At 73.4% G+C, this 16468-nt stretch carries 13 protein-coding genes and 1 pseudogene; 6 read left to right on the top strand and 8 right to left on the bottom strand.

Annotation, left to right across the window (positions count from 1 at the left end):
- Window positions 1-7 precede the first annotated feature (7 nt).
- On the bottom strand, window positions 8-1636 hold the full coding sequence (locus LPA54_RS06380) for a M4 family metallopeptidase (RefSeq protein ID WP_228974640.1): 1629 nt from the start codon (window positions 1634-1636) through the stop codon (window positions 8-10).
- A 738-nt stretch (window positions 1637-2374) separates the two neighbouring features.
- On the opposite strand from LPA54_RS06380, the gene LPA54_RS06375 reads away from it, so the two are divergent.
- The gene (locus LPA54_RS06375) at window positions 2375-3205 is read left to right on the top strand and encodes a glycoside hydrolase domain-containing protein (protein ID WP_228974638.1); all 831 of its coding nucleotides are present in this window, start codon (window positions 2375-2377) and stop codon (window positions 3203-3205) included.
- A 179-nt stretch (window positions 3206-3384) separates the two neighbouring features.
- On the opposite strand, the gene LPA54_RS06370 is transcribed toward LPA54_RS06375, so the two are convergent.
- From LPA54_RS06370 to LPA54_RS06360, 3 genes are all read right to left on the bottom strand, one after another.
- Entirely contained in the window at window positions 3385-3759 is a 375-nt protein-coding gene (locus LPA54_RS06370; RefSeq protein WP_228974636.1) for a hypothetical protein, read from the bottom strand.
- Window positions 3756-4343, bottom strand: a complete 588-nt coding sequence (locus LPA54_RS06365; protein ID WP_228974635.1) for a TetR/AcrR family transcriptional regulator — start codon at window positions 4341-4343, stop codon at window positions 3756-3758. The genes LPA54_RS06370 and LPA54_RS06365 overlap by 4 nt, the downstream gene beginning before the upstream one ends.
- 174 nt (window positions 4344-4517) lie before the next feature.
- On the bottom strand, window positions 4518-4913 hold the full coding sequence (locus LPA54_RS06360) for an excalibur calcium-binding protein (protein ID WP_228974633.1): 396 nt from the start codon (window positions 4911-4913) through the stop codon (window positions 4518-4520).
- Between the two features lie 309 nt (window positions 4914-5222).
- Between LPA54_RS06360 and LPA54_RS06355 the strand changes: the two genes are divergently transcribed.
- On the top strand, window positions 5223-5477 hold the full coding sequence (locus LPA54_RS06355; RefSeq protein WP_228974809.1) for a hypothetical protein: 255 nt from the start codon (window positions 5223-5225) through the stop codon (window positions 5475-5477).
- A 185-nt stretch (window positions 5478-5662) separates the two neighbouring features.
- Here the strand turns inward: LPA54_RS06355 and LPA54_RS06350 are convergent.
- Window positions 5663-6157: pseudogene (locus tag LPA54_RS06350) on the bottom strand (DJ-1/PfpI family protein); the annotation flags it as partial.
- A gap of 107 nt (window positions 6158-6264) precedes the next feature.
- Here LPA54_RS06350 and LPA54_RS06345 point away from each other — a divergent pair.
- The 4 genes from LPA54_RS06345 to LPA54_RS06330 all read left to right on the top strand — a co-directional run bounded on the left by LPA54_RS06345 (window position 6265) and on the right by LPA54_RS06330 (window position 11586).
- Entirely contained in the window at window positions 6265-7218 is a 954-nt protein-coding gene (locus LPA54_RS06345; RefSeq protein WP_228974631.1) for a helix-turn-helix domain-containing protein, read from the top strand.
- A gap of 201 nt (window positions 7219-7419) precedes the next feature.
- On the top strand, window positions 7420-9657 hold the full coding sequence (locus tag LPA54_RS06340; RefSeq protein ID WP_228974629.1) for a helix-turn-helix transcriptional regulator: 2238 nt from the start codon (window positions 7420-7422) through the stop codon (window positions 9655-9657).
- Between the two features lie 6 nt (window positions 9658-9663).
- Window positions 9664-10221, top strand: coding sequence for an XRE family transcriptional regulator (locus tag LPA54_RS06335; RefSeq protein ID WP_228974627.1), 558 nt, complete (start codon window positions 9664-9666; stop codon window positions 10219-10221).
- A 213-nt stretch (window positions 10222-10434) separates the two neighbouring features.
- Window positions 10435-11586, top strand: a complete 1152-nt coding sequence (locus tag LPA54_RS06330) for an SMI1/KNR4 family protein (protein ID WP_228974625.1) — start codon at window positions 10435-10437, stop codon at window positions 11584-11586.
- A gap of 407 nt (window positions 11587-11993) precedes the next feature.
- Here LPA54_RS06330 and LPA54_RS06325 read toward each other — a convergent pair whose 3' ends face one another.
- From LPA54_RS06325 to LPA54_RS06315, 3 genes are all read right to left on the bottom strand, one after another.
- Window positions 11994-12272 (bottom strand): hypothetical protein, encoded by a 279-nt coding sequence (locus tag LPA54_RS06325; RefSeq protein WP_228974623.1) that lies wholly within the window; start codon window positions 12270-12272, stop codon window positions 11994-11996.
- Between the two features lie 146 nt (window positions 12273-12418).
- On the bottom strand, window positions 12419-12871 hold the full coding sequence (locus tag LPA54_RS06320) for a hypothetical protein (RefSeq protein ID WP_228974621.1): 453 nt from the start codon (window positions 12869-12871) through the stop codon (window positions 12419-12421).
- Complete coding sequence (locus LPA54_RS06315) at window positions 12871-16428, bottom strand: polymorphic toxin type 17 domain-containing protein (protein ID WP_228974619.1); 3558 nt, start codon at window positions 16426-16428, stop codon at window positions 12871-12873. The genes LPA54_RS06320 and LPA54_RS06315 overlap by 1 nt, the downstream gene beginning before the upstream one ends.
- Between the last annotated feature and the right edge of the window lie 40 nt (window positions 16429-16468).

Below are 16468 nucleotides of genomic sequence, written 5' to 3'. Positions count from 1 at the left end.
CCGGGGCTCAGCGTACGTTGACCGAGGTCCAGGCCGACTGCACGGTCCTGTACTCGGTGCTGCCGGTCCCGAACAGGTCCTTGGCCGCGTTCAGCGTCGCCGTGCGCGCGGCCTTGTAGTCGGTGGTGGAGGTCATGTAGGTGGTCAGGGCCCGGTACCAGATGGCGGCGGCCTTCTTGTTGCCGATGCCGGTGATGGCGGAGCCGTCGTGGGTGGGGCTGTCATACCGGACGCCCCTGATGGTCTTGGCGCCGCTGCCCTCACTCAGCAGGTAGAAGAAGTGGTTGCCGACGCCCGAGGAGTAGTGGACGTCGAGCCGGCCGACGTTGCGAGACCAGTAGTCGGCTGAGCGCCCGTCGAGGGACGGCTTGTCGAAGCGGCGGGCCCAGGGCGGTGTGGACTGGTCGCTGAACAGGTAGTCGGGCCTGTCGATCGGGTTGTCGGCGTACCACTCGACCATCGTGCCGAAGATGTCGGAGGTCGCCTCGTTGAGCCCGCCGGACTCGCCGACGTACCGCAGGTTCGCCGTGGCGGAGGTGACGCCGTGGGTCATCTCGTGGCCCATGGTGTCCAGGTCGACCTGCTCAGGATGGTTGCGTCCGTCTCCGTCGCCGCTCATCATGCAGAAGCAGTCGTCGTACCACGCGGCGTTGTCCCAGTTGCGGCCGACGTGGACGAAGACGGTGGCGCCCTTGCCGTCGTTCTTGATGCCGTTGCGGCCGAACGACGTCTTGTAGTAGTCGTACGTCCAGGCCGTGTTGGCGTGGGCGTCGACGGCCGCGGTGGTCCGGTCGGTGGAGAACTTCCTGCCGTCGCCCCAGATGTTGACCTTGCGCGTGAAGAGGGCTCCGGACTGGCTCGTCAGGCTGTCATCCGGCTTGTTCAGCGCGTCCTTGGTGACGTGGCCACGTACAGGGTCGCGCAGGGTGAAGGTGCCGTCGGCTCGGAGAGTGGTGTCGAGCTGCACGCTGCCGGTGTACTCGGAGCGCCCCGCCCCCCTGGCCTCGCGTTCGGCGTCGTACTCTTCGATGATCCTGCCTGTGGTGGCGTCCGTGACGATCACTTCCCCGTCCGGCTGGCCGTGGGAACCGACACCGCGGACGGTGGTGCGCCAGGCGAGGCGCGGTGCGCCGTCGGCCGCCCAGACGACGAGCTCGGGGGTCGCCTCGGCGGCGGTGATCCCGGGCGCGTGGCTCAGTGCCGAGGTCTCCGTCCGTGTCGCGGAGACCGTCGGCGTGACCGATCTCAGAGCCACCGCGCCCGCCTTGGCGCGGCTGGCGCCCTTCAGGCGGCCGTCGGCGCCCTGGTGGACGACGAAGTCGCCACCGATCACCGGCAGCCCCCGGTACGTACGGTCGAACCGGACGTGCTCGGTGCCGTCCTGGTCGATGAGGACATCCCTGACCCGCAGTTCCTGTCCGGTACCGAAGCCGAACGTCGCTGGGTGCCGGGTGACGTTGGCCTCGGCCCGGGTGATCGCCTCGTCTTCGCGCGACTGTCTGCCGTCTGCCGCGGTCGGGATCATCGCCCGCGCGGGGGTCGCGACTTGGTGGGCCTGCGCGGGAAGCGTGAGGGTGGCGCAGCACACGACGCCCGTCAGGATCGTGGTCGAGGCGACGAGCATGGGTCGGCGCATGGCGACTCCTTCGGTCTGTGGGGGGTGAGGGCAGCCGATCGCGAGGTCGTGCGACGCTCGCACCGGCCGTACCGCGTGGGGGGGGCAGCGGCTTCCTGGGCGGGCCGTGCCGCCTGCCCGGCTGCTGCTGTCGGGGGGCCTGGTGGGGTAGGGGGACGGATACCGGCGGCCGCACCGGAGCGCAGCGCGGCAAGCCCCGCTGCGCTGGTCGGCAGCCACTTCCCGGTTCACCGGGTGACGTGGCGAACTTAGGGGCGAATCACGAATGTTCCCGACACGACACGGCGGCGCCCCATACCTCATACGAGATGACGGTTCCGCGGCCGAGCACCCGGTTCGGAGCAGGAGCCGGCGGACGACGGCCCCCCGAGGGCGCCCGGGCCCCGCCGACCCGTCCCGGCGGCAGTGCTCGCACGACCCGGCGGGTACTCTCCTCCGGCACGGCGCGGCTCCGCGTCAGGCGGCGGCCCGGGACGCGGGTCGTACGCGCCGTCGGAGGTGAGCGGCAGCCCCCACTCCCGCCGGGCCGGGCCGGGGCGCGGAGGGACTCCGGAGTGGGACGGTCGGCGGGCACCCCGCCCGCGCGTCATGGTCCGGTTCGCGGACCGGTGAGCGCCGTGACGGCGACGGGCCGCCGGTGGGACGGTCGCTGACGCGACCTGCGAGACTGGCCCGCATGGGTTGCCGTCCCGCTCCGAAGTGCCGGAGCGGGGCTCGAAATGGCGTATGGGGTGGGGAATGTCGAAGCACCGGTTGTCCAGGAAGAACCGTTACATCGCCTTGGCCGCTACGGGTGTCGTCGTCGTGGCCGGTGCCGGGGTCGCGGCGCAGACCTCCGTGGCCGCTCCGGCGTGGCCGGCGCAGAAGACCTACACGGGCCGGGCGTTCGACGCCTGCACCGCGCCCTCGCTCACCGCGATGAAGGCATGGAAGAAGGACGCCTACTACGGCGGTGTCGCGGTCTACGTCGGAGGCAAGAACCGCGGCTGCGCCCAGCCCAACCTCACCAGGTCCTGGGTGAAGTCGGTCGACGCCCTCGGCTGGCGGGTCATCCCGCTGTACGTCGGCGCCCAGCCGCCGTGCCAGAAGAGCCGGAACAAGGAGAGGTTCACCGCGGCCACCGCGGCCTCGGTGGGGGTGAGCAACGCCAACGACGCGGTCGCCAAGGCCTCTACGCTCGGCATACGGGCCGGCAGCCCCATCTACCTCAACATGGAGTCGTACGACATCGCCGACAAGGCGTGCAACGACGCCACCCTCGCCTATGTGCGGTCCTTCACCAAGACCCTGCGCGCCAAGACGTACCGCGCCGGCCTCTACGGCTTCAGCAGCTCCAGCGCCAAGGCGATCGCCACCGCCAAGGACCGCACCGATATGCCGGGCAACCTCTGGTACGCCCTGTGGAACGGCCAGGAGACCACCACCAGGGACTGGCCCTGGGACCCGAAGCTGTACACCGGCCACAGCCGCGGCCACCAGTACAAGGCCAACAGCAAGGAGACCCGCGGCGGTCACACCATCAACGTCGACCGCAACGCCTGGGACGCCCCGGTCGCCATCATCGGCTGACCGGTCGCCTCCTCGGCCCGGCGGTCGGCTCGACGGCCTGATCCGCGGTGGGCACAGGGGCGCTGTCGAGGGGTGCGCGTGTCCGGTGGCCGCCCCGGCCGGGGGAGGTGGCGCGCGCCCGGCCGAACCCGGCCGGGCGCGCGCCCACGGGCACGGCGCCGCCCTCGCGGGGCGCGTGCTCACCGGCTGCCCAGCAGGGCGAGGACTCCGACGGGCAGCAGCAGCATCCACTGCGGAAGCCGCAGAAGCGGCCGCGGCCAGTCGGCGGCCAGCGCGACGGTGACGAACACCACCGAGTACGCGAGGTACTGGGCGGCGATGAACAGCACGAGCGCGGTACTCGGTGCTGCCGCGAAGGCGAGAGCCAGCAGCGCTACGGAGCTGATCAGCAGGTCGGCGGTGACCATGTGCCAGACGACGTGCAGGGTGCGCCTGGGCTCGGCGGCCACCTCACTGCCCAGCAGTGGGCGGACGACCGACCGACCGCCGGCGATGACGTGGATCACCGTGGTCACGGCGGCGACGATCCCTGCGGTGAGCAGCCAGCCGTTCACCGGGTCTCGATCCCCTCGGTGATCAGCACGGCGATGCGCCGGGCCAGGTCCGGGCCGGGGGGTTCCCCGATGATGCCCAGGTGGAAGAAGACGGCCCCGGCCAGCGTGTCCAGGACGAGGTCGACCGGCGTGTGCGCGCCGGTCTCGCCGCGCTGCTCGGCCCGTTCGAAGACCGTGACGAGCCGCTCCTTGGCGGGCTGGAGGAAGCGGGAGCGGATCGTCGCGCGCAGTCTCGGGGCGGCGGCGAAGTCGGCGAGGAGGCCGGGGAGGGCCGCCGCAGCCGCCGGTGCGGACAACTCATCGACCAGCGACTGGACCACGGCGGTCAGATCCCCGTGCAGCGTCCCCGTGTCCGGCAGCTCGGCGGTGTCGGCCGCGGTGAACACCGCCTCGTAGACCAGCTCCGGCTTGCCGGACCAGCGGCGGTAGATGGTGTCCTTGCCGACACCGGCCCGCGCGGCGACGGCACCGATGGACGCCGCCGCGTAGCCGCTCTCCGCGACCAGCTCGGCAGCCGCCCGGGTGATCGCCGCACCGGAACGCTCGTCTCTGGGGCGGCCTCGGCCCACAGGGGAGGAAGTCATGCCTCATCTTTACCATACGGGTCGACCCGTATGGAATTTTCTCGGCCGACCCTGCCTGCGGAGGCGCCGACCCGCCCACGGGAGGGGACTTCCTCCCCGTGCACCGCGGCAGCCGTTCCACCGGAGGCCCCGGCCGGGAGGACCGTCCGCAGCACCCGGGCCGACCCGGTTCGCTCAGGCCCGGCGCCGCCGCAGGGCGGTGTACCCGATGCCGACGGCGGCACCCGCGGCCAGGGCCGCACCGACGCCGATCTCGAGCGGGCCGGGCCCGGCCGTACCCCCCACTCCTCCGCGGGCACCGCGCGTGGGCACCGCGCTCGGCCTGACCGGTGCGGGCGTGGCGGCGGCCCCCCTCCTGGGCAGCGCCTCGCAGGCGATCCCGTCATCGGGACCCTGGTCCTCGTCGAGCCGGTGGGGGTCACTGCGGTCGGTGTCGAAGACGGTCTGGGCGTCCTCCTGGAAGCGGAAGTCACGGCAGTCCAGGTCCGTCTGCGCCCGCGCCGTCTCGGACAACGGGGCGACGGAGGCAAGAGCGAGGACTATGCAGGCTACGGCGGTACGACGGTCCATGCGGGCCTCCTCGATCCCCGAGAGGTCGATTCGACCCTAGGGAGGACCGCCGGGAGAGCGCGCCCGGACGTGGGCCGAACGGGTGACCCCGTCGGGAGTCCGCGCCGAGGCAGCGCGTCGGCTGACGATCGATCCCCACGCCGGGGAGAGAGGCGCCCCCGGAGACCGGCCCGGGCGGCCCCGGCGCCGAGGGGCTCCCGGCACGCTCCCTCAAGTAGCCGTGTCCCGCATGCACTTGGGGGTAAGCGGGTGGAGGCCCGGTTCGTCCCTGGATCGGGGCTCAGGGTGATCGTCCCGAAGGAGTGGCAGATGACCACGCAGTACGGCAACCAGTCCACCGGACAGCAACGCGCGTCGGCCAACAACACGCTGAGCATCGTCGCGATCGTGTTGGGTGTGGTCGCCTTGATCTTCCTGCCGATCGTGTTCGGTGTGGTCGGTCTGGTGCTGGCCATCGTCGCCAAGACCGTTCGGCACGAGCGCCTCTCCACGGTCGCCATCGTGGTCAGCGCCCTCGGCCTGGTCGGCGGCATGATCCTCGGCGCCCTGTTCGCCGGCGCGTGAGCGGAGCCCCGCACCGCCGACCGCCTCTGAGTGGCGCCCGGATCCGGGCCGCGCGGGCTCAGCCGCACGGCTTGCGCCTCGACGGGACGCGCCTTCGCGGTGTGCTCGGCCGTCCACTCGTATTCCATCTGGGTGGCGGTGCGGCGGGCGAGGCGGGCGCCGAAGAGGCGGCTCACGATGTGCAGGCTGGCGTCGATGCCCGCGCTGATCCCGGCCGAGGTGACGATGTCGCCGTCGTCGATCCAGCGGACGTCGGTACGCACCCGGATCTCCGGCCAGCGCCGGGCCAGTTCCTCCTGGTCCTCCCAGTGGGTCGTGGCCGGGCGGCCGTCCAGCGCCCCGGTGGCGGCCAGCAGGAACGCCCCCGTGCAGATGCTGAACGTCAGCGCGGAGGTCCGTCGGCGCCGGGCCAACCAGTCGATGACCTCCTCGTCCGCCTCGGCCGCCGTGGTGACGCCGCCGGGGATCACCAGCACGTCGAAGGGCGGGTGCCCGTCGAGGGTGTGGTCCGCCATGACCTTCAGCCCTCCGCGGCAGCGGACGGGGCGGTCGGTCGCCGCGATGGTCAGCACGCGCAGCAGGGGCTCGTCGGCGGCGGTGCGGGCCAGTCGGCCGGCGGTGCTGAAGACCTCGAAGGGGCCGCCCATGTCGAGCACCTCGACCCCGTCGAAGAGCAGCATCCCGAAGGTCAGCGGAACGGTGGTGTCCGGGTTCATGGGACCAGGCTGGCGCTTCGCGGACACCGCCCGGCAGTGTCGGAAACGGCACACGTCGCTAGGATTCCGTCATGCGTCGTCATCGGATCGCCTGCCTCGCCTTCGATGGGATGCCCCCGTTCGAACTTGCCACAGTCGCCGAGGTTTTCGCGGTACCCCGGCCGGAGCTGGACGTGGACTGGTGGTACCGGTTCGAGCTGTGCGCCGAGGCGCCCGGGCCCCACCGGGTGGTGGGCGGCTTCGACATCGTGGTGCACCACGGCCTGGACCGGCTCCGGTACGCCGACACCGTCATCGTCCCGGGCATCCCGGACGTGCGCCGCCCCGTCTCCCCGACGGTCCTGGACGCGCTGCGCGAGGCGTACGCGCGAGGGGCCCGAATGGTGTCCATCTGCAGCGGTGCCTTCGTGCTGGCCGCAGCCGGTCTGCTGGACGACAGGGAGGCGACCACGCACTGGCGGTACGCCCGCCTGCTGCGGGAACGGTATCCGCGGGTGGCGGTCGACGCGTCGGTGCTCTACGTCGACGAGGGATCCGTCATCACCGGTGCCGGCACCGCCGCCGGCATCGACGTCTGCCTGCACCTCATCCGCCGCGACCACAGCGCCGACGTGGCCACGCGCGTGGCCCGCCGCATGGTCGTGGCCTCGCACCGCGAAGGCGGCCAGGCCCAGTTCGCGGAGCACCCGGTGGGCAGGCAGCCGTCCGACGACCCGGTCAGCGGCGCCATGCGGCACGCGCTGGCCAACCTGCATCGGCGTCTGACCGTCGACGAGCTGGCCGGCGTCGCCCACCTGTCGGTGCGCCAGTTCGAACGGCGTTTCGTCGACGCGGTCGGCCTGCCGCCGGGACGCTGGCTCACCCACCAGCGGGTCCGCGCCGGCGCCGCGCTGCTGGAGGCCGCAGAGCATCCGATCGACAACGTCGCCGGCCGGGTGGGCCTGACCGCCGCGGGGTTCCGCCACCACTTCCGGGTGACCATGGGCGTCAGCCCGTCGGCCTACCGGCGCCAGTTCCGGGGCTGACCCGGCACCCGCCCGGACCGTCGGTCGCGCCGTGGCACCACACCGCCGCACCGGGGCCGCCCGCCTTTCGGCTGCCGCCGGTCGACGCGTGCGCGCACGATGGACGGCGCTGCCCGGACCCCGGCCGACGTACGCCCTATGTACGCTCGATGTACGCGATCCGTGCGTCGCTCTCGGATAGGCTGCTGCCGGGAGGTGTTCATGTCCGAGTTGTTCGACGCGGTCGACGCACTGCTCGTGTCCCGTGCCGCGCTGCCGCCTCCGCAGGAGCGCAAGCGGCTGCGGAGAGCCCACGGGCTGACGGTCGACGAGGTGGCCGCCGCACTTCGGGTACGGCGGGCCACCGTCAGCGGCTGGGAGGCCGGCAAGACCGAGCCCCGCCCGCCGGAGCGCGACGCCTACGCCCGCCTCCTCGAAGGACTCGCGAAGCTCTACCCCGCCCCGCCGGAGGACACCACCGCCGCGCCGGACGAGGGCACGGCGGCCCCGCGGACGTGCGACGGCCCGGCGCAGGAAGCGCGGGCCCTGCCGACGGGCCCCGGACCGCAATCCACGCCCCCGACCGGCGCCGAGGACACCCGTACCGCCCCCGCCGTCCCCGCCCCCGCTGCCCGTCCGGCGCGCGCTGCCGGGCGCACGTCGGCGCCCCGCCGCTCCGGCGTACGGGAAGCCGCCGCGGCCGGTGCTCCCCTACAGCCGGCCGACCCACGGTTCGAGCACGGGCCGCTCGCCGTCGTGGACGTCGACGCCGACGGGCGGACCGTGGCGTACTGCGTCGACGGCCTGGTCCTGGAGGTGCCCGCGAAGAGCCTGCCGACCCTCGTGGAATGGGCGGTGAGGGAAGCCGGGCTGGGTCAGCCGAAGCTGTCCGGCCCCGGCAAGGACGGTGACCCGCTCGTCGTCCTCACCACGGCCGCGCTCCAGCGCTACGGCCTGCCGACCGCCCTCAGCGAGGAGGAGCGGCTCGCGGGGAGGATCCCGGAAAGCCACAAGGTCGTCAGGCAGCTGGCCCGCGCCGAGTGGAGGCTGACCAAGCGCGGGTTCGGGCCGTGGGCCCGGATCTACCGCCCCGCGCAGGGCTCGGACCGTCAGTGCGTGCAGCTGTGCGTCCCCGCCTGGCAGGCGCTCGACCCACGGCACTGGGGTGACGCCGCCACGCTCGCGCCGGCGGAACTCGCCCGGCTCCTGGGGGTCTACGCGACGCGGGTGATGACGCCGCGCGGCTCCACCGCGGTGACCGGTCTGGAACTGATGACCGCGCTGCACCCTCCGACGTACGCCGTGCGCGACGTGGCCACCGGCACGTTCCGGCAGGCCGACGGCAAGAACCCGGGGTCCCTGGGCAGCGATCCGGTCGACCCGGCGCCGTGCGAGGCACCCGACGGGCACCCGCTCCTGGCCGGCCTGCCGCGGTTCCACGTCCGCGGCCCCGACGAGAAGCTCTTCGAGGAGGCGTACGACTGGGCTCGGCCGATGACGGACGCCGAGTGCACCCGGCGCCACCTCGTGGGCATCGACGTGAACCTGGCCTTCGCCGCCGGCGCGAACGGCCTGGTGGTCGGTCTCGGCGCGCCCACGCACGTCGAGCAGCCGGTCTTCGACCCGAAGCTCCCCGGCTCGTGGCTGGTGGACCTCTCCCACGTCGACCTGTGCCGTGTGAAGGCCGGCAAGGAGTGGGTGGCGCTGGACGGCTCGCTGCTGCCGAGCCCGTTCACCCCGAGGGGCGACCGGCCGGGGGGTCCGGCCTGGTACGCGACCCCCACCGTGGCGTACGCGGTGGAACTGGGCTACGAGGTGCAGCCCATCGAGGCGTACGTCCGGTACGACAACGGCCGCTACCTGGACGGCTGGTACAACCGGCTGCGCGACGCCTACCTCGCCACGATGGCCGACCTCGGGGTGCGCGCCGACCTGTCGCCGGAGGACTTCCTGGCGGCGATGGACGGCTACCGCAGCCGCGACCCGCAGCTCGCCGTCGTCGTCTCCGCGATCAAGGCCACCGTGAAGGGCGGCCTGGGCAAGCTGCGCGAGCGGCCCCGCGGTGAGGGCTGGCGTCCGGGCGAGCCGTGGCGGGCCCTCGCGCGTCCGACCTGGCGGCCGGACATCCGCGCCGCGGTCATCTCCCGCACCCGCGTCAACCTCCACCGCAAGATCGTCCGTCACGCGGCGGCCACCGGCCAGTACCCCGTGGCCGTCCTGTCCGACTGCGTCGTCTACGCCGCCGACGGCGAGAGTCCGCTGGACTTCCTGCCCTACCGTGACGGCAAGCCGCTGCCGGGCGGTTTCAAGCTCGGTGTCAATCCCGGGCTGGTCAAGTGGGAGGGCACGCAGAGCGTGCTGTGGGGCGAAGGCGTGCGCGAGCAGTTCGGTGCCCCCGACCTCAACCTCGCCCGGTACATCAAGGACGGCACCGTCACCGACGTCGACAGCGGGGAGTAGCAGCGGATGAGCACGGTCGGGGACGGTCTCGACAAGGCGGTGCAGAAGGCGTTCACCCGCCCCGCCCCCAAGTCCGCCGGTGCGCAGATGCGGTACCTGGTCAGGCAGTTGAAGAGCACCAGGGCCGTCGCGGGGATGCTGGGGATCTCCCAGCGCACCGTCGAACGGTATGTGAAGGGCCGGCTCAAGCAGCCGCGTCCGGAGCTGGCCGCCCGGATGGAGGCGGAGGTCAAGAAGCGGTGGCAGCCGCAGGTCCGCGCGAGGGCCAAGAAGAAGGCGGCGACCACCGACGGGATCCTGATCGACACCCGGGCCAGGCTCGGCTACGTCGCGCCGATCGGATCGACCGACGAGGACCGTGTCCGGCACCTGACCGTCGCCCTGCCGCCGCGCCACGCCGCCCGCCTCTTCGAGGCCCGGGACCAGGGCGCCACCGACGACCGCCTCCGGCAGATCACCGCCGAAGCGCTCAAGGAGACGTACTTCCAGGACGGCGGCCGCCGCGCCGGCTCCCTGGAGGAGGTCCGCTTCACCGACATCGAGCACCTGGAGTTCGACCTGTAGGCCGCCCCTGACAGTCCGTGAGCCACCCGCAGCGGAGCCGGAGCACGGCGGCTGTCACCGGGCGGCTTGCCGTCACCGGGTGGGACCGGGCGTTTCACCTCGGACAGTGAGCACCCGAGTCGGCGGCGGGTGGCGCAGCTGACGGGCGGGGCAGATGGGCGGCGCGGGTGGGCGGTGATCAGGCTGTCAGTGTCCGTCCTTAAGGTCGGCCTCATGACAGAAGACCTGGTCCAGGATGCCTGGAACCGTATCGACGAGTGGCTGCGCGAGCATGCACCTCGCACCTTCGCGACGCTCGGGCCGCCCGCGGCGCACGAGGAGATAGCGGCAGCGCAGGAGGAACTGGGCGTCACCTTCCCTCCCGACCTGGTCGCGTCACTGCTCCGGCACAACGGGGCAGTGGACGGCGCGGAGACCTTCCTGTTCCGTACGCACGATCGGCTGCTCGGAGTGGGTGGGATCGTCGAGGACACCAGGTTCATGCGCCACGTCGCCGAAGACCGCGACGAGGAGGACGCCGAGTCCTACTGGCACCACGGCTTCGTGAAGTTCGGTTCCCATGGGGCGACCTCCGACGGTCTCGTGGTCGACTGTCGCCCTGGGCGGGACTCCTTCGGTGCGGTCGGACGGTTCTTCGACGAGACCGGTACCGGTTTCGGGCACGCCGACTCCCTGGGCGGGTATCTGACAGAGTTGGCCGACCAGCTCGAGCGCGGCCGGGACTCGGGCGCCGTCACCTTCAACGGCCGGCTGCTGTGGGAGTGGGCCCGCCCTGCCCGCCCGGAATGGGGCAGCGCCGACGAACCCCTTCCCGGACCCGACGAGCAGCTGCCGGAGCTGGATCTGTCCTGCGGCCCCACCGACCTCCTCCACGCGAGCCTCCTGGACGAATTCGAGGAACTCGGTGCGCTGCTCGCGGTCCTGCCGCGTGAGCGGGTGGCTGAGGCCGCGCGGAAGCAGCTGCGCAGACTGGCCGTCGAAACGGGCCTGCACACGTACCCGGAGATCCGGTCGGCCCTGGACGCGTGGGATCGCGGCGAAGCCCCGCCACGACCGGAACAGACCCACCCGCTGGTCCTGCGCCTGCGCAAGGTGCTGGTGCAGGCGAAGAGCCACCGCGACGACCATCGCAGATGGGCCGCGGAGAAGATGGCCCACGGGATCTGGGGCTCCCCCTACCGATCCGTGTACGAGAGCGCGGGGATCCGCAGCCGCCTCACTGTCGACTGGCGTGCGGACCTGCACGCTGACCTGGGCGACCCGCCACTGCCACCGATACCCGACGACCGCTTCTGGGGGGCCCTTCGCAACCCCGCCGTCGACTCCGGCTGGTACGCGGCCCAGTACGCCCAGGAGCAGGGCTGACCTCCGGAGGGCGTCGGCGGGAGCGCATCCGGCGGGCGGCGGCCGTCCGTCCCGGCTGAGGGAAAGCGATGGCGGGAGGGCAGCGGGCCGTCGGGCACGGCCGGGTCGCCGGCCCACCGGGCGGGATGGGCCCAGCGCAGCCGTCCCTCGCCGGCCGGGGCACGGAAGGCGGGCGCGGGGCCCGGTCCTCCCCCGGTGGTGGCACCGCCGGGGTAGAGGCCGATGCCCGTGAAGAGGCGCGGGGCAGGATGGTCACGTCCGCCGGACGGGACGGGCGGTCCTCGTGGTACGACACGTCGGCCGGGGCACGCCCGTGCTCGTACATGACGTCGAGCACCCACACCGCGTCGGCCGCGCCGGCTGTGGACTCCCCCGCGAGCGCGGTCCTGCTCCCCCGGGAAGCCCGCTCAGAACTCGTCGTCCATCAGCCCGAAGGTCTCCGGGAACTCTTGCAGGAACTCGCGGCGAGCCGGGTCGCACTCGGCGTCCGCCATGACCCCGACCAGTTCGGTCAGCTCCTGTCGCTGATCGCTCGGCAACGCGCTGATCACGTAGGCGACACCCTCCATGACCTTGACCGCGTCGTCCTGGTCCATCTGCTCGTCATCGCTGCCGTCGACGAAGTGCAGGACATCGACCAGGATCTCGGCCAGCGCGCGGGTCAGGGACGGGTACGAGGGCGTCACAGGGGCCTCCCGGTGGAACGACGGCAGAGTGCGGCCATCCCATCACGCACCACTGACACCGCTGTCCGTGAGCCTCCCCCACGAAGAGAAGAGCTCCGGGCGGCGGGGCCGGGTGGCCCCGCCGCCCGGAGCGGCACGGACACGGGTCAGAGGTCGTCGCCGTCGCCCTCGTAGTCCGCCTCGTCGGTGTCCTGGCCGGTCAGCGGGTCGACGCCGACGCCCGCGAGCATCCAGTACGCGCCGCAGGCCGTGCGCCGTTCGTCCCGGTGGTGCTCGGGGACGAGGATGCCGCCGGTCCTGCCGGACGGGTCGTCGAGCGCGAACAGCGCCTCGTCCAGACCGAGCCGCCCGATCAGCGGCCGGACCGTGGTGAGCAGCACCTCGTCGGGGCGCTCCGCCGGGGCCGGCGGCAGGACCACCATGAGTTCCACGAGGAACCCGTGGCGCAGCCCCGCCGGATCGGCCTGCTCGAAGGCGACGCTCACCGGCGCCAGCTCGGCCACCAGGTCCAGGCACTCGCGCATGGACGCGTCCGCCGTGGCCGCGTCCCGGGTGTTGAGGAACACCCGGGCCACGACGTCCGTCGGCTTGAACAACATCAGTGGGTCACCTTGCCGTCCCTGGAGATGTTCGCGTGGGAGTAGTCCTTGCCCTGGTTCTTGCTGCCCGCGAACGTCTCGAAGCCCTTGCCCTTCGGGATCTGGACGTCCCACTCGTCCTTGCCGTCCTTGGCCCGGGTCCAGATGTTGCCGTACTTGTCCTCGAAGCCGCCGCCCCTGACCTGCGGGCGGTTCACGTCCCAGTCCTTGCGCGGGACGAACGGCACCGGCCCGTTGGTGGGCAGTCCGAACTTGTCGGCGGCCTGCACGTACCGCTTGTTCTGGTACATCTTCGCGGCGTCACCGGACAGCTTGTTCATCTTGGTGAGCGCGTCGTGCCACTGGTTCGGCGAGAGGTGCTTCAGGCTGTGCGCGGCCTTGCCGACCCAGTCGAGGTCGGTGGCGTGCTTGGCGAGGTTCTCGAACTTGTCCAGGTACTTCGCGAACTTCGCCGGCTTGGCGAGCGCGTCGCCCGCGTACGGGATGAGCGCGGCGGCCGACAGGCCCGCGCCCGCGAAGTCGCCGCGGAAGAGGCTGAGCAGCCCCGAGGCGCCGTCGCTGACGGGCGACGGGTCGAAGATGCCGGTGATGTCGAGCACCAGCGTGGCCTTGTCCGCGGCGGACAGGCCGCCCTCACCGGTCAGGTCCTCGCCCTCGCCGGGGTAGTCCTGCTCGCCGGTGCCGATCTCCGTGCCGTCGTCCTTCTTCGCTTCCTCGATGAGCTTCACCACGGCGATGAGGACCGCCTCGTACGCCGCCGCCGCGGCCTCGGCGGCGTCCTTGCCGGCGGCGATGGCGGCGGCCGCGGCACGGTCGGCCTGCTGGTAGGCGTAGTCGGCGGAGGCCGCCGCCCGCACGGCGGAGGCCGCCGCCTCGCTCGCGGAGCGTCCGGCCGCGGCCGCGGCGTCGTTCGCCCGGTCGGCGGCGGCCCTGGCCTGCCGGGCGGACTCGGCCGCCTGCTTGGCGGACGCCTCGGCCTGCTCGGCGGACCGGGCGGCGTCGGCGGCGTACACCTGGGCCGCGTCCGAGGCGGCCTTGGCCTGTCGGGCGTAGCCCGCCGCCGCCTCGGCGGCACCGCGTGCGTCCGCCGCGGCCTTCGCGCCCTCCGCGGCCTGCTGCTCGGCCTTGGCGGCGGACAGCGCCGCGTCGGCGACCAGGCGCCGGACGGACGCCACGTGCATGGCGGTGTCGTAGTCCTTCTTGGCGGCCTTGTGCTGCGCGAACTGGACGAAGGTGCGCAGCAGCGGCGGCGGGCCGGCGAGCGCGATCTCCGCGGCGGCCTTGGTGTGGGCGCCGCCGCCGTTCATGATCCGCAGCGTTTCCGCGCGGTCGTCCTCCTCGCGGGCCCTGTGCTGGCCGGTCTTGATGAAGTCGCGCAGGGCCTCGGTGGTTCCCGAGTCGATCGCGGCGCTGCCCTCGCGCCGTACGGCGGGACCGCCGGTCCGCATGATCTCCAGGGTCCGCACCCGGTAGTCGTCGGCCATGACGGTGTGCTGGCCGGTCTCCAGGAACTCCTTGACGCGTGCGTGGTCCCCGGCGAGCGCGGTCTCGGCGGCCGCCTTCATGGCCTCGTTCCCGGTCAGCAGAAGGTGGGTCACCCGCGCGCGGTCGTCCTGCTCCTCCGCGACCTGGCGGCCCGTCCGTACCCACGTCATGACGGCGGCGTCGCTGCCCGCGAGCGCCTCCTCCGCGGCCTTCCCGGTCCACGGGCCGCTGTCTGCGGCCAGGTTCAGCGCCGCCTTGCGGGCCTTGGCCAGGGCGGCGGCGGGCTCGGTCGACGGCGCGGCGGCGTCGGCGAGGAGCTGCTTGGTCTCCGCGTCGCGCCGGGCGGCCTCGGCCTCGTCCCAGGCGACCTGCGCCTGCTGGGCCTCGTACTTCTTCTTCAGGTCCTCCGCGGTCTGTACGGCCTGGTCCTTGTCGGCGGCCAGCTCCGCGGCCTCCGTCTCGCGGGCCAGCGCCTCCGTCTTGCGGGCCTGGTCGGCGGCGGACCTCGCCTCCTTGGCGGCGGTGAGGGACGCGTTGGCGTGGGCGGTGGCCTTGTTGGCCCAGTCGGCGGCCTGGCCGGCGTGAGCGGCGGCGTCCTCGGCCGCCGCGGCGGCGGCGTCGGCGTGCCTGGCGGCGTTGTCGGCGGCGGTGCGCGCCTCCTGCGCCGCGACGGCGGCCTGGGCGGCCAGCGACTCGGCGCGGTTGGCGGCGCTGTTCGCGATGGAGGCGGCGCGGCGGGCCTCGGCCGCGGCGGCGGCGGCCCGGCGGGCCTCGGCGCCCGCCGTCGCCGAGTGCGTCCCCGCCTCGGCGGCGGCAGCGGCGGCGGCAGCGGCGTTGGCGCCGGCGCTGGCCGCGGCGCGGGCGGAGTTGACCGCCTGGCCGATCGCCTCGATCGCCTTCAGGACGGCGCCCGCCGCGGTACGCGCGCCGGCGGCCGCCGTACGGGCGTCCTGCGCGGCCTGACGGGCGGCTGCGGCCTGTCCCGCGTCCTTCACCGCGGCGCTCGCCGAGTGGTAGGCGCGGGAGGCGGCCTGGCCGGCGGCGGCCGCGGCGGAGGCGGCGGCCGTGGCCGCGTTCGCCGCGATGCGGGCGGCCGAGGTGGCCTGGTTGGCCGCGCCGATCGCGGTACGGGCGGCCTGCGCGGCGCCTTGCGCGGCCTCGGCGGCGCGGCCCGCTGCCCGGCTGGCCTTCTTGGCGTCGTCCTTGGCTGCGGCGGTCTCCTCGGCTGCGCGCACGGCGGCCTTGCGTGCCTCCTCCGCCGCGGCCTGGGCCTTGCTGGAGGCGGCCTTCGCCAGGTCGGTCTCCCGCTTGGCGCGCTTGCTCGCCTCGGCGGCCACCTCGGCGAGCTGGGCGACCGTCATGCTCTCCTGGTCGCGCGCGCGGGCGGCGTGCTGCCCGTTGTCCAGGAACTCCCGGATGTCGGCGGCGCTGCCCGACAGCGCCTCGCCGGCGGCCTGCCGGACGAGGGGGCCGCCGGCGTTCATGATCTGGATGGTGCGGAACCGCTCGTCCTCCTCGCGGGCCTTGTGCTGCCCGGTGTTGAGGAAGGCGCCGAGCGCCTCGGGCGTACCCGCGTCGAGAGCGGCCTGCCCGGCGGTGCGCACGGCGCGGTCACCGGTGTTCATGACGCGCAGGACCTCGGCGCGCTGGTCGTGCTGGAGGGGGCCGGGGATGCCCGACTCCAGGAACGCCCGCAGCGCGGTGGGCGTCCCGCTCAGCGCCTGCTGCGCGGCCTCGCGCACGCCGGGGCCCGCGGTGTTGAGCATCCGCAGGGCCGTCAGGCGGTCGTCCTCCTCGGCCGCGACGCGCATCGCCGTGTCCAGGAACTCCCGGATGTCGGCGTCCGTGCCGACGAGCGCCTGCTCGGCGGCGAGCCGGGTCGCCGGACCCCCCTTCTGCCATGCTTCGACGACCTGGGCACGGCCGCTCGGCGCCGGCTGGTCGGAGCCGGTCCGTGCCGGGGCAGCCCCGGCTGCGGTCGTGCCGAACACGCTCAGGGCCACGGTGAGCGCCGTGGCCGCGAACAACGCGGGCCGCGAACGCCGTCTGCGTGGCGTGGTGATCGGGTCCATGTCCCCCTCTTCCCTCGTGGTCAGGGGGACACCGGTTCTC

This window comes from Streptomyces sp. DH12, assembly GCF_020873895.1.
Taxonomy (GTDB): domain Bacteria; phylum Actinomycetota; class Actinomycetes; order Streptomycetales; family Streptomycetaceae; genus Streptomyces.
The sequence above is the reverse complement of the archived record's forward strand: the minus strand, read 5'-3'. Positions and strand labels throughout refer to the sequence as shown.